At 74.4% G+C, this 12,491-nt stretch carries 11 protein-coding genes; 5 read left to right on the top strand and 6 right to left on the bottom strand.

Annotation, left to right across the window (positions count from 1 at the left end; translation table 11 throughout):
• Positions 1–287 precede the first annotated feature (287 nt).
• The 5 genes from CP974_RS25935 to CP974_RS25915 are packed head-to-tail and all read left to right on the top strand — an operon-like array spanning position 288 to position 5,350.
• On the top strand, positions 288–812 hold the full coding sequence (locus CP974_RS25935; RefSeq protein WP_037936420.1) for a flavin reductase family protein: 525 nt from the start codon (positions 288–290) through the stop codon (positions 810–812).
• 13 nt (positions 813–825) lie between these two features.
• A complete protein-coding gene (locus CP974_RS25930; RefSeq protein ID WP_031128492.1) occupies positions 826–2,034 on the top strand; it encodes an acyl-CoA dehydrogenase family protein in 1,209 nt (402 codons plus the stop codon).
• Positions 2,035–2,061: 27 nt separating this feature from the next.
• The gene (locus CP974_RS25925; protein ID WP_037936425.1) at positions 2,062–2,457 is read left to right on the top strand and encodes a EutQ-related cupin domain-containing protein; all 396 of its coding nucleotides are present in this window, start codon (positions 2,062–2,064) and stop codon (positions 2,455–2,457) included.
• Positions 2,458–2,476: 19 nt separating this feature from the next.
• Positions 2,477–3,865: a phthiocerol/phthiodiolone dimycocerosyl transferase family protein gene (locus CP974_RS25920; RefSeq protein ID WP_051838888.1), complete on the top strand. Its 1,389-nt coding sequence runs from the start codon at positions 2,477–2,479 to the stop codon at positions 3,863–3,865.
• A gap of 33 nt (positions 3,866–3,898) precedes the next feature.
• Complete coding sequence (locus CP974_RS25915; RefSeq protein WP_069978796.1) at positions 3,899–5,350, top strand: amidase; 1,452 nt, start codon at positions 3,899–3,901, stop codon at positions 5,348–5,350.
• Here the strand turns inward: CP974_RS25915 and CP974_RS30770 are convergent.
• The 6 genes from CP974_RS30770 to CP974_RS25885 form a co-directional block, all read right to left on the bottom strand.
• A complete protein-coding gene (locus CP974_RS30770) occupies positions 5,285–6,823 on the bottom strand; it encodes a helix-turn-helix transcriptional regulator (protein WP_031128499.1) in 1,539 nt (512 codons plus the stop codon). The two genes, CP974_RS25915 and CP974_RS30770, sit on opposite strands and share 66 nt — an antisense overlap.
• On the bottom strand, positions 6,820–8,145 hold the full coding sequence (locus tag CP974_RS25905; protein ID WP_031128500.1) for a cation:proton antiporter: 1,326 nt from the start codon (positions 8,143–8,145) through the stop codon (positions 6,820–6,822). The genes CP974_RS30770 and CP974_RS25905 overlap by 4 nt, the downstream gene beginning before the upstream one ends.
• A gap of 439 nt (positions 8,146–8,584) precedes the next feature.
• On the bottom strand, positions 8,585–10,126 hold the full coding sequence (locus tag CP974_RS25900) for an amino acid adenylation domain-containing protein (protein ID WP_051838890.1): 1,542 nt from the start codon (positions 10,124–10,126) through the stop codon (positions 8,585–8,587).
• 18 nt (positions 10,127–10,144) lie between these two features.
• Positions 10,145–10,870 (bottom strand): thioesterase II family protein, encoded by a 726-nt coding sequence (locus tag CP974_RS25895; protein ID WP_051838892.1) that lies wholly within the window; start codon positions 10,868–10,870, stop codon positions 10,145–10,147.
• Positions 10,871–11,211: 341 nt separating this feature from the next.
• The gene (locus CP974_RS25890; protein ID WP_031128504.1) at positions 11,212–12,168 is read right to left on the bottom strand and encodes a chlorinating enzyme; all 957 of its coding nucleotides are present in this window, start codon (positions 12,166–12,168) and stop codon (positions 11,212–11,214) included.
• 44 nt (positions 12,169–12,212) lie between these two features.
• On the bottom strand, positions 12,213–12,473 hold the full coding sequence (locus tag CP974_RS25885; protein WP_031128506.1) for an acyl carrier protein: 261 nt from the start codon (positions 12,471–12,473) through the stop codon (positions 12,213–12,215).
• Positions 12,474–12,491: the final 18 nt, after the last annotated feature.

The raw sequence follows: 12,491 nt of genomic DNA, 5'->3' as shown, positions 1-12,491 counted from the left end.
CGCCGGGCCGGGGCCGACTGCGCGTTCGAGTAGTGCCGATTCGACGCGATGGACGTGCCCCGGCCCCCTGGATAGCGTGAGCGGGGCCGAGTCCGGGGGAAACGCCGGCCTCGTCGCACGCGCCCCCGTTCCCGCGGCACGTCCGGCCCTCGTGGCGGCCGGGGAGCCCGCCGGGGGATTCCCCCGCTTCCGCGCGTCCCCTCTCCGCTCGTCCGCTTTCCCCGGCCCCCTCCTGTACGGACACCACGCGAGAAGCGCCCGACCCCTTCACACCCTGGGAAGAAGGAATGGTTACGGAGGACGAGTTCAAGGACTTCATGGCCGACGTCTGCACCCCCGTGGCGGTGGTCACGGCGATGGCGGACGGCCTGCCCCACGGCACGACGGTCGGCTCGCTCACCTCGCTGTCCCTGCGCCCGCCCATGGTGACGATCGCGCTGGACCACCGCTCCGGCCTGCTGCCGAAGATCCGGCGGGCCGGGCGGTTCGGGGTCAACCTGCTCGGCGCCGAACAGGCCGCCACGGCCCTCGCGTTCGCCACCCCGGCCGCCGACCGGTTCGCCGGCGTCGCGTGGTACCCGGACGAGGGGCTGCCGCGGCTGCGGGACGCGCCGGGCTGGCTCGTGTGCCTCCCGCAGCGGTTCGTCGCCGGCGGGGACCACGTGCTGCTGCTCGGCCTGGTGTCCCGCGTCGGCGGCACGCGGGGCGGGGCGCCGCTCGTGTACGGCCGCCGGACCTTCGGCACGCACTGCGCACTCGCACCCCGGCAGGACTTTTCCATCACCGACCAGATCGCGGCCTTCGCCCGCTGACATGGAGAATCCCATGACCGTCACCCCGACCCGTCAAGGCTCCGTCTCCCCCGAGTCGTCCGACCTGCTCCGCACCGCACGGGAACTGGTCCCGACCCTCGCGCGCAACTCCGAGCAGGGGGAGCGCGACCGCCGGCTTCCCGAGGAGTCCGTGAAGGCCCTCGTGGACGGCGGGATGTTCAAGCTGGCCGTGCCGAAGCGGTACGGCGGCCACGAGGCCTCCCTGCGCACGCTGATCGACGTGTCCGCGACCCTCGCCGAGGGGGACGGCAGCAGTTCCTGGGTGGTCTCGGTGTGCAACTCGGTGGCCTGGGTCGTCAGCCTGTTCCCGGAGCGGGCGCAGGACGAGGTGTTCGGCGCGGACCCGGAGGCGAAGGTGTCCGGTGTGCTCACGCCGAGCGCGACCGCCGAGCGGGTCGAGGGCGGCTTCCGGGTCTCGGGCCGCTGGCACTACGCCTCCGGCGCCTGGCACGCCGAGTGGGCCCTGATCGGCTTCCCGGTCCCGGACTCCACCGGCCGGATCGTCGACCAGGGCATGGCGCTGCTGCCCGCCACCGACTACACGGTGGAGGAGAGCTGGTTCGTCGCCGGGATGCGCGCCACCGGCAGCAACTGCGTGGTGGCCACCGACGTCTTCGTACCGGAGCACCGCGTCCTGTCGGTGCCGAAGGCGATGGCGGGCGAGTACCCGCCCCAGCGCACCGGCGGCGCCCTGCCCCGCTCGGCCTTCGTGCAGTTCCTCACCGGCGCCCCGCTGGTCGCCCCGCAGCTCGGCCTCGGCCGCGCGGCGCTGGACCTGGTCACGGCCAAGGCCGCCGACAAGGCCATCACCTTCACCTTCTTCGAGAAGCAGCGCGACTCGGCGGCCTTCCAGCTGCGGGTCGCGGAGGCGGCGCAGAAGATCGACACCGCGCACCTGCACGTCCACCGCGCCGCCGCCGACATCGACGCGGCGGCGGCGCGCGGCGAGTCCCTGGACGCCCTGGGCCGGCTCCGGGCGCGGTCGGACCTCAGCGGCGCGGTCGGGCACATCACCGAGGCGATCGGCATCCTGCTGACCGCGCACGGCGCCGGCAGCTTCGCCGACGCCAGTCCGCTGCAGCGGATCTGGCGGGACTCCGGGGTGGGCGCCCGGCACGCCATCCTGCAGCCCGAAATGATCAAGGAGATGTACGGGAAGGCCCTGCTGGGCGTCGAGGAGCAGATCTCTCCGCTCGTGTGACGCGGAGACCACCGAGGGGAGAGCACCATGGCCGCGCACAAGTACGACACCGAGCGGGCGAACTGGCAGCGGTTCGCCGACACCCGCATCTACATCGGCGACCTGGCCGACGACGGGGTGCCGAAGTCGATGGGCGCCGGGTACGCCTGCCTGTACCCCGGCGACGTCATGGAGTGGGTGCCCAGCTACGACGAGTTCATCGTCGTCCTGTCGGGCCGGTTCGCCGTCGACTTCGAGGGCGGGTCCGTGTCCGCCGGCCCGCACGAGATGGTGTGGGTGGAGAAGGGCGACCCGGTCACCTTCCGCGCCGACGGGGAGAAGGTGCTGCTCGCCTTCGGCACCAACCCGCCCTGGCAGACCACCCCGGAGACGCGGGCCAGCGCGGCCATGTTCCGGCCGCTCGACGCGTCGCCCGTCGACTGACCACCCGGTGGAGGCACACATGTCCACGACACCCACCACGTCCCCGGACTCCGCGCCCCCGGCGCCCCCGGCGAGCGCCCCCGAGGTGCGGCGGGAGCTCAGCCCGCTGGAGCGCTGGTACTGGATAGCCGACCGGATCGCACCGCTGAACGTGGTCGGGCGGGTCCGCCTGCACGGCCCGGTCACCGGGGCGGCGCTCCGCTCGGCACTGACCGCGCTCCAGGCCCGCCACCCGCTGCTGCGCGTGGCGATCGAGCCCGGCGGGCCCGGGGAGGAGCCCCGGTTCACACCGGTGGTCGACCGCCCCATCCCGCTCGACCACCGCGTCCTGGACGACCCGGCGGCCGGTGACGCGTGGCAGCGGGTGATCGACCGGGAGCTCGTCAACGGCCGCGTCGACTGGCGCGCCGGGCCGCTCGCCACGGCCACCGTGCTCACCTCGCCCGGACCCGACGGCGGCACGCACGACCTGATCCTGAGCCTGCTGCACGTCATCGCCGACGGCACGACGGTCATCTCCCTGCTGCGCCAGTGGGCCGAGCTCGCGGCCGGCCTGCCGGTCGGGGCGCGTGCCGTCCTGCCCCCGGCCGAGGACCTCTTCCCGGCCGGGCACCGCGGCACGGCGGGCGAGGCACCGGCGAGGGCGAAGGCCGACCGGGACGAGGCCGACCTGCTGCGCCTGGCGCCCCGCCGCGTCGACGCCGACGAGGCCGTGCCGTTCGAGCGGCGCCGCACCCGCTTCCTGCACCGGGCGCTGGACGGGGCGGCGCTGGAGAGCCTCGCCCGCACGTGCCGCGCCCGCGGGGTCACGGTCCACGGGGTGCTCACCGCCGCGATGGTGCACGCCGTCGCGACGGACGCCGGGGCCGCCGACGGGACGTGGTACTCGATCGGCTCGCCGGTCGACTTCCGCGGCGACCTCGAACCGGCGGTGGACCCGGACGACGTGGGCAGCTACGTGGCGACGATCCCGTCGCTCGTCGAGCACGCGGCGGCCCGCCCGCTGTGGGAGACGGCCCGGGAGATCAGCACGGACCTCAGGGCGCGCAAGGCCCGCGGCGAGCAGTTCTCCATGATCCGCCTGATCGGCCTCTCCGGGCCGCGGAACCTGGCCGAGGCCATGCCCTTCGTACGGCACCTGGACGAGAAGGGGCCGATCAACTTCTGCGTCTCCAACATCGGCCGGTTCCCGTTCCCGGACGAGGTCGGCCCGTGGCGTGCGACGGGCGCGCAGTTCGTCGCCTCGCTGTCGGTGGTGGGGACGTTCGTCGCCACCGTCAACTCCAGCCACCACCAGCTCGTGTGGAACTTCACCTACGCCGAGGGAACGGTCGCGGACGAGCGCGCCGCACGGCTCGCCGACCGGTGCGTGGAGACCGTTCTCGCCCTCGTACGAGCGGCCGACTGAAGCCCGGCCCCGACCCGCATGGGAGCACCGCCGATGAACGCACCGCCGCGCACGCCCGCGGACGCCGCCGAGCCCGCCGACCCGCCGATCTACACCTCCGCGTACGAACTGAGCGCGCGCATCAGGAACAAGGAACTGTCCGCCGTCGAGGTCACCGAAGCGGTCCTCGCCCGTCTGGAGGCGGTGAACCCGCGACTGCACGCGGTGGTCGCCGTGCGCGCGGAGGGCGCGCTGGCGGACGCGCGCGCCGCCGACGCGCTGCCGCCGGAGGAGCGCGGCCCGCTGCACGGGGTCCCGTTCACCGTCAAGGACGCCAACGAGTCGGCCGACCTGCCCGTCGCCTACGGGTCACGGCCCTTCACCGGCTACAAGCCGGGCTTCGAGAGCGAGTCCGTGGCCCGGCTGCGGCGGGCGGGCGGCATCCTCGTCGGCAGCACCAACATGCCGGAGTTCGGGCTGCGGATCACCACCGACAACCGGGCGTTCCCGGCCACCCGCAACCCGTGGAACACCGACTACAGCCCGGCCGGCTCCAGCGGCGGCGCCGCGGCGGCCGTGGCGGCCGGGATCGCCCCGCTCGCCCTGGCGGCCGACGGCGCGGGCTCCGTGCGGGCGCCCGCCTCCGCCTGCGGCGTCGTGGGCCTCAAGCCGACCCGCGGGCGCACCTCGTGGGCGCCGGCGTCCCAGGAGCAGTGGGCGGGGTACGTCGTCAACGGCCCCGTGGCCCGCACGGTCCGCGACACCGCCCTGATGCTCGACGTACTCGCGGGGCCGGTCGTCGGAGAGCCCTACGGGCTGCCCGCGACGCCGTCCGGTACGTTCCCGGCCGCCTGCGACCGGCCGCCGGGGCGCCTGCGCGTGGCGTACACCTGCACCCCGCCGCACGGCGCGGTCGTGCCGGAGGTGCGGGAGGTGTTCGAGCGGGCGGTGCCGGCCTTCGAGGCGCTGGGCGTCGAGGTGGTGGAGGCCGCGCCCGACCTCGGCGGCCTGCTCGACCCCCTGCTGACGGTCATCGCGGCGAACGTCGCCGCGATGGTCCGCGGCGTGCCGCCGGAGCACCTGGCCGAGCTGGAGCCGGCCACCCTCGACATCGCGCTGCACGGCGAGCGGCTCGGCGCCGTCGACTACTGCGCGGCGATCGCGGCCGCCCAGAACCGGGCGGCCGAGGTGCTGCGCTTCTGGACCCGGTACGACGTGCTGCTCACGCCCACGCTCACCGTGCTGCCGCCCCCGCTCGGGGCGGCGCCGGCGGGCGCGGGGTTCCAGGAGCGGTGGCGCGAGTACGCCGACTGGCTGGCCTTCACGTACCCGTTCAACATCACCGGGCAGCCCGCGCTCTCGCTGCCCGCGGGGCGGGCCGCGGACGGCCTGCCGGTCGGCGTCCAGCTGGTCGGCGCACCGGGGGCGGAGGCGGAGCTGCTAGGGCTGGCCGCCGCCTTCGAACGCGCCCACCCGTGGGCGGACGAGCGGCCCCGCCTCGGGTGAGCCGCCGGGGCGGTCGTTCCAGCCGGTCTCGCGGAGCAGGGCGATGCGGGAGTTGACGCCGACCTTCCGGAACAGTTTCTTCAGGTGGTAGTTGACGGTGTGGGGGGAGATCTCCAGGCGCCGGGCGATCTGCTTGTTGGTCAGCCCCTCGGCCACCATCTGGACGATCCGGTGCTCCTGCCCGTTGAGGACCGCGAGCCCGGCCGGCACGGCCGGCCGGGCCGGGACGTGAGCATGGGCCTGGGGGCCCTCGGCACGGGCCCAGGGGTCGTCGGCACGGGCCCAGGGGTCGTCGGCACGGGCCCGGAGGTGGGCCCGGACAGGGGAATCGGCCTGGGCGGGGACCTGGATGCCGGGCCGCAGCGCCGCGTCGGCCGCGGGCCCGGCCGGCGCGGGCCCGGTCGGGTACCCCGCCCGGGGCCGGGCCGGAGCCCCGGCGGGGGGCCGGTCCCGGTGCCCGCCCGGCGGCCGGGCGGCGGCGACCTGCCGCCGCAGCGCGTGCCGCAGCGTGGCCGGTACCGAGTCCACGATGAGCCGCCACAGCAGCTCGTTGGGGAAGCGCACGCGGGTGCTGCCCACGGCGAGCACCCCGGTGGTGACCGTCCTGTCCAGGACGAGCAGCAGCGCGGACGGCGACATGTGCAGGAGCGGCAGCAGGTCGTCGACCGTGCTCTCCCGGCCCAGGACGGCCGCCACCCGCAGCAGCTGCCGGCATTCGTCCGGGTACTCCAGGAGCATGCTCCGCAGCAGGGTGCGCAGCCGCTCCGGGATGCGGGCCTCCACGAGCCGCGCCTCGCGCTCCCCGACCCTGATCATGTGCTCCTCGCGCATCCCCTCCACCAGCTCCACGAGCAGCCTCGGGTGCCCGCCGGCGCCGTGCAGCACCCGGGCGAGCGGGGCGTCCGGCGGGACGCCCAGGATGTCGGCGGCCACCTGGAGCACGGCGGGGGCGGGGAGCGGGTCGAGGGCGATCCGCTCGGTGTGCCCGATGGAGCTGGCGACCAGGGCGTCGAGGCTCCTCGACCCGGCCCCGCAGCGGCGCGCGACCAGCCAGACCACCGCCCGGCTGCCGTACTGGGCGTGCCGCTGGGCCAGCAGCGCGTCGCTCGCCTCCTCCCCCAGGAAGTGGGCGTCGTCGAGGACGATCAGCCGGGGCGGGTCTGCGGCGCCGGTCCCCGCCGGGCCGGCGGGACCGGGGAGCGGGAGGCGGTGGCCGGTCACGAAGCCGAGCCGCTCCGCCATGGTGACGCACTCGTCCAGGAACCTGGTCTTCCCGGAGCCGGGCGGCCCCTCGACCGCGACCAGCGCGCAGCCGCCGTCCGCGCCGAAGCGCAGCGCCCGCAGGGCGCGCGCCGCCTCGTCCTCCCGGCCGCGCAGCGGCGGCCGGAGCGTGGACGGAAGCGGGCGCGCCGACGGGATCGGGGGTGGGGCGGCGGGCGTGGGCGGGAGGTGTCTCGCGGTGGTCGCCGTCATCGGACCGCGCCCTCCCCCGCGTGCTTCACGGGCCGCCGCGCGGCCGGGGGCGCCGGCTCGGCTCCCGTGTGGAAGCGGGTCAGCAGCGGACCGGTCATCAGGGTGGTGACCAGCGCCATCACGACCATGGCGGTGAACAGCCGGGTGTCGAGGGCGCCCAGGCTCAGACCCACGTTGAGGACGACCAGCTCGGTGAGCCCGCGGGCGTTGAGCAGGACGCCCAGGACCGTGGACTCGCGCCCGGTGGCCCCGGTGAGCCGCGCGGCGCCCGCCGCGCCGACGAACTTGCCGACGCAGGCCACCGCGACGACCGCGAGGACCATGACGAGGCCCTGCGCACCGAGACCGGCGAGGTCCACCGAGAGCCCGGTCACGGTGAAGAAGACCGGGAGGAGCAGCAGGCTGGTCTGCTCGATGCGCTCCGGCACCTCGGGCGCGGTCGCGTCGATGTGGCCGCGGGGCGCGACGGCGCCGAACAGGAACGCGCCGAACACCGCGTGCAGCCCCAGCTCGTGGGTGATCCACGCGCTCGTCAGCAGGCCGGCGCAGAGGACGACGTGGACGGTCGTGCTCGCCCCCGCCCAGCGCCGGCCGGGGGCGAGCAGCCAGGCGAGGGCCGGCCGTACGACGAGGACCAGGACGAGGACGAAGAGGACCGCGCCGCCGACGGTGCGCCCGAACGACCACAGGCCGCTGACGGTCACCATGGCGACGACCGCGGCGAGCACGCTCCAGGCGATCACGTCCTGGATCGCGGCGCTGACCAGGGCCACCGTGCCGACCCGCTGCTTCTGCAGGCCGCGCTCGGTGATGATCCGGGCGAGCACCGGGAAGGCCGTGATGGACATCGCCGCGCCGAGGAAGAGCGCCGGGGCGAGCACCCCGCGCGTCGTCAGCTCCTCCTGGTCGAGCCACGGGTAGAGCAGCGGCGCGAGTGCCGCGCCCATGGCGAAGGGGAGCGCCACCGAGCTGAAGGACACCAGCGCGATGTGCCTCCCGACACCCCGCACGTGCGAGAGGCTCAGCTGGTAGCCGACCCCGAACATGAAGAGGACCAGGCCCAGTTGGGCGAGGGTCTCCAGGTGCGGGCGGACCTCCGGGGGGAAGAGCAGCCGGGGCAGGTCGCCGGGCAGCAGCCCGAGCAGACTCGGTCCCAGCGCTATCCCGGCGACGATCTCGCCCATCACGGCGGGCTGGCGCACCCGCTTGGCGAGGGCGGCGAACAGGAAGGCGGTGAGCAGCACCAGGGCGAGGTCCACCAGGACGAGTCCGGCTACGCTGCCGCTCTCCCCCGCGCTCATGGCCGGGCCGTGCGTCGACACTGTTCACTCCTGCCTTCTCGGGGACCGGAAGCGGCCGGATCGGGTACGGGGACGACCGGAGCCGTCCCGGGGAAAGGACGACCGGAGCCGTCCCGGGGAAAGAAGGACGTTCAGAGCCGTCCCGGGGAAAGGACGTTCAGAGCCGTCCCGGGGAAGGAACGACCGGAGCCGTCCGAGGACCGGGCGACCGGGGGCCGTTCGTCGGGAACGGCCGGAGCCGCAGGGTGGGGGCGCCCGGGGCAGGCGGGGGCACGGCCGGGGCCGCCCGGGAGGAGCGGCCGGGCCGGGCCGCACGCCGCTCCCGTCGCGCGAGGGGGCGGGCCGGGCACCCGCCGCCCCCGTCGCGGACGGCCGGACGGCCGGACAGCCGGATGGCCGGACAGCCGGATGGCCGGACAGCCGGATGGCCGGACGGCCGGATGGCCGGATGGCCGGACGGTCAGAGCCGCCGGGCCAGCGCCTTGCGGTCGACCTTGCCGCTCGGGGTGAGCGGGAACGACGGCAGGCTCCGTACGGCCGACGGGATCATGTGGTCGGGCAGGTGCACCGCCAGGCTCCGGCGGACCGCAGGCGCCTTCACCTCGGCGCCGCGCGCGGGCACGCAGAACGCCACGAGCCGCTTGGTGCCCGCGGCGCCCCCCGCCACCACCACGGCCGCGTCGGCCACCTCCGGCAGCGCCCGGAGCCGCGCCTCGACCTCGCCGATCTCCACGCGGTGGCCCCGGATCTTCACCTGGTCGTCCAGCCGTCCGAGGAACCGGATCGTGCCGTCCGGCAGTCGCTCGACCAGGTCGCCCGTCCGGTAGATCCGGCCGCCGCCGGCCACGCCGGGCACCGTGCGGAACCGTGTGGCGGTCACGTCCGGCATGCCCAGGTAGCCCCGCGCGAGCACCGGCCCGCCGATCCACAGCTCCCCCGGCACGCCGGGCCCCCGCGGACGCAGGTGCTCGTCCAGGACGTACGCCTCGGCGTTGGCGATGGGCCGGCCGATGCTGGGCTGGTCCGGCCAGGCCGTCGGGTCGCCGGCCAGTTCGAGCGAGGTCACCACGTGGGTCTCCGACGGCCCGTACTGGTTCACCAGCACGGCGCCGTCGAGGTGCTGGAACAGGGCCCGCACGGCGGGGCTGACCTGGAGCTGCTCGCCCGCCGTGACGACCTCGCGGAGGGAGGACGGCCACGCGCCGACCGTGGCGGCGTGCTCGGCTATGGCCTGCAGCGCGACGAAGGGGAGGAACATGCGCCGCACCGCGGCGCGGTCCATCAGGTCGATCAGGGCCTGGCAGCTGTGGCGCGTCGCGTCGTCGACGACCACCAGCGTCCCGCCGGACCCCCAGGTGCTGAACAGCTCCTGGAAGGAGACGTCGAAGCTCAGCGCGGAGAACTGGAGGGTGCGGTCGCCGGTGCCGCACGAGGAGTGCGCGCACTGCCAGTCGATGAGGTTGGCCAGCGGGCCGTGGGGCATGGCCACGCCCTTGGGCACACCGGTGGACCCGGAGGTGTAGATGACGTAGGCGAGCGAGTCCGGGCCGGTCTCCGGCGCCGCCGCCGGCGGCGCGTCCCCGACGGCGGACAGGGCGTCCTCCAGGACGAGGGCGCGGGTGCCGTCCGGCAGCGGGGCGCGGTCGAGGACCGCCTTGTCGGTCAGCAGGATCTCGGCGCCGCTGTCGCGGACCATGGCGGCGAGCCGCTCGTCGGGGTAGGCCGGGTCGAGCGGTACGTAGGCGCAGCCCGCCTTGAGCACGCCCAGCACCGCCACGGCGATGGCGAACCCGCGCTCGAAGAACACCCCGACCGGTCGCCCCGTGACGCCCGCCGAGCGGAGTGTGAGGGCCAGCCGGTCCGAGTCGCGCCCCAGCTCCTCGTAGGTGAGGGTCCGATCGCCCCAGATCATGGCGGGCAGGTCGGGATGGGCGGCGCGCCGGGCCTCGAACAGCTCGTGCGCGAGCGGGGGCCTTCCGGTGGAATTCCGTACGTCGGTCAAGGTTGCTCCCAGGCCGGTTCAGGTGCGGGACTGCGCCGGTTCGGTCAGGACGGATGCGATCGCCGCGGCGAGCGGTTCGGCCCCGGCCGACTCCAGGTAGAGGTGGCCGCCGGGGAACGTCAGGGTGCTGAGGGGCTGGACGCTGCTCCACCGCCACCGGTCGGTGTGCTCGTCGCCGAACGCGTCCTGCCGCCCCCGGCAGACGACGATGCGGCTCTCGGTCACGGTCCGCGCCATGGTGCGCACGAACGAGTCGGCGATGTCGAAGTCGGCCCGGAGCAGGGACGCGGCGCGGGCGGCGATGTGCGGGTCCCGGAGCAGTCCGGTGTCGAGCGCCCCGTACCCCGCGGCGCGTTGCAGCACCTCCTCGTCGGAGGCGGGGGCGGCGCCTGCCGCGAACAGCGGCGTGGCGAGCTGGGGGGCGAGGTTGGCGGAGGCGAAGAGGACCTGGCAGTGCGGTTTGCCGCGGCGTTCGAGCGCCGCGGCCACGCCGAGGCCGAGGTAGGCGCCCAGGCTGTGGCCGAGGATGGAGAGGTCGGCGTCGTCGCCGGCCTCGCGGACGAGCAGGTCGGTCAGGTCGCGCACCGCGTCCTCGGCGGTGTGGAGGGTGGGCTCGCGCCAGCGGCGCCCGCGACCGGGGAGTTCGAGCGCCACGGGCCTGATGTGGTCGGGCAGGAGCCGGGTCAGCCGGCGGAACACGGCCGCCGAACCGCCGGCGTGGTGGATGAGGGCGAGTACGGCCATCGGTGCGCCTTCCGGGGAGGGGGGAGGGGTCCGGCGGCGGCCCGGCCGGCGAGAGGGCCCGCCGTGCCGCCTCGCAGCCGTTTCGCAGTCGCTTGCCAGTCGCTTTTCCAGCCGTTCTCCGGCGCCGTGCCCGGGCTGTTGCCCGGCCGCTTCGCGGAGCCGCGACCGGGTCGTTCCCGGTTTCTCGTTCGCATCGCCCCGGGGTCCTTCCCGGGCCGCTTTCGAGACGCTTTCCGGCGCGCTCCGCCCCGCGCCCGTCCGGACCTTCCGGCCGGACGGGCGTCGGTGCGGTCGCGCGGTGCGGTGCGGTGCGGTCTAGCGGGGTGTCAGCTGCCGTCGGTCTACCGGAAGTCCCACGGGGTGAACAGGTGGCCGCGGCGGTTCCGGTCGGTGAGCTTGTTGATGCCGTACTCGTCCTTTCCGGCGACGAGGACGGCGGCGTAGTTCTCCAGCGGAATCGTGCCGCCGTACTCGGACACGTCGTCGAGGTCCGGGTAGATCTTCACCTGGGTCGGCACGTACCGCGTGGCGAATCCCATGCGGTAGTCCCTCTTGCTGCCGGTGTGCGGCAGCGATCCGTGCATGAGGGTCGACCAGAAGATGACGCATTCGCCCGGCTCCATGACGAGCGAGAACGCCTTCGACTCGTCGGGCCGCCAGTCGGGGTCCTTCTGGAGTTCGCGGTAGTCGTACCCGAAGAATCCGCGGCGGACGTTGTCCTTCTCCCGCTTGTTGATCGTGTCGGGGTTGTAGGACATGCCGAGGGACTCGTCGTAGTTCATCACCCGGTGCGTGCCCGGCATGAGCTGGAGGCAGCCGTTCTCCTTGGTGGAGTGGGTGAACGCGGTCCAGGCCGTGATCGTGCCGCCGAAGGCGGGGGCGTCGTTCCGCGCCGGCCACTGGATCTGGGGGCGGCCGCTGGAGTGCGCGAACGTCGCCGCCTGGTGCCAGTCCGTCCCCTCGTCGCCCTGGTACTTCGGGAAGAACTCGGTGCGCCAGCAGAGCAGGTCCGGGCCGAGGATGGACGCCACCCGCTCGACGATGGCCCGCTGCATGATGTGCTCGCTGAGCAGGTCGATGTCGAGGTGCCGGTCGTAGTTGGAGAGGTTGGTGACCGCGCCCAGCGCGTCCTCCGGGTAGATGGCGCGCGACCGGTCCGGAATGGCCCGGCGTATCTCGTTCCAGCGCCTCTCCATCTCCTCCGGTTCGTAGACCTTGATCGGCCCGATGAAGCCCTGCTCCTCGAACTTGGCCAGCTCTTCGGGGGTCAGCCGAAAATCCGAAGTCCTGTCACTCACGACTACTCCAGCTTCTGGTCGGAAAAGGGGGCTTGGTGAACGGGTCACGCGACCTGCTGCGCGGTCAGGCGCGCGTGCAGTTCCTCGACGGCTTCGCCGAGCGACTTCTCGAGCAGGGTCTTCACGTGCAGTTCCTGGCCGAAATGCTGCTGGACGCGCGCGTTGAGGTTCATGGCGAAGAGCGAGTGGCCGCCCAGGTCCAGGAAGTTGTCCTCCGGGGACGCCGGGACCTCGAGGAATTCACTCACCCAGTCGACGAGCAGCTTCTGCATCTCGTGCAGGCCCTCGGGGCTGGAAACGGGCATCGCTGCCTTGCTCCTCTC

Origin of the sequence: Streptomyces fradiae ATCC 10745 = DSM 40063 (genome assembly GCF_008704425.1) — a bacterium.
Taxonomy (GTDB): domain Bacteria; phylum Actinomycetota; class Actinomycetes; order Streptomycetales; family Streptomycetaceae; genus Streptomyces; species Streptomyces fradiae.
This window is presented reverse-complemented; position numbering and strand designations above follow the sequence as displayed.

What these genes read in the sequence shown, in the direction of transcription:
- CP974_RS25935 (WP_037936420.1), top strand. Translation starts at nt 288, where the DNA reads ATGGTTACGGAGGACGAGTTCAAGGACTTCATGGCCGACGTCTGCACC.
- CP974_RS25930 (WP_031128492.1), top strand. Translation starts at nt 826, where the DNA reads ATGACCGTCACCCCGACCCGTCAAGGCTCCGTCTCCCCCGAGTCGTCC.
- CP974_RS25925 (WP_037936425.1), top strand. Translation starts at nt 2,062, where the DNA reads ATGGCCGCGCACAAGTACGACACCGAGCGGGCGAACTGGCAGCGGTTC.
- CP974_RS25920 (WP_051838888.1), top strand. Translation starts at nt 2,477, where the DNA reads ATGTCCACGACACCCACCACGTCCCCGGACTCCGCGCCCCCGGCGCCC.
- CP974_RS25915 (WP_069978796.1), top strand. Translation starts at nt 3,899, where the DNA reads ATGAACGCACCGCCGCGCACGCCCGCGGACGCCGCCGAGCCCGCCGAC.
- CP974_RS30770 (WP_031128499.1), bottom strand. Translation starts at nt 6,823, where the DNA reads ATGACGGCGACCACCGCGAGACACCTCCCGCCCACGCCCGCCGCCCCA.
- CP974_RS25895 (WP_051838892.1), bottom strand. Translation starts at nt 10,870, where the DNA reads ATGGCCGTACTCGCCCTCATCCACCACGCCGGCGGTTCGGCGGCCGTG.
- CP974_RS25885 (WP_031128506.1), bottom strand. Translation starts at nt 12,473, where the DNA reads ATGCCCGTTTCCAGCCCCGAGGGCCTGCACGAGATGCAGAAGCTGCTC.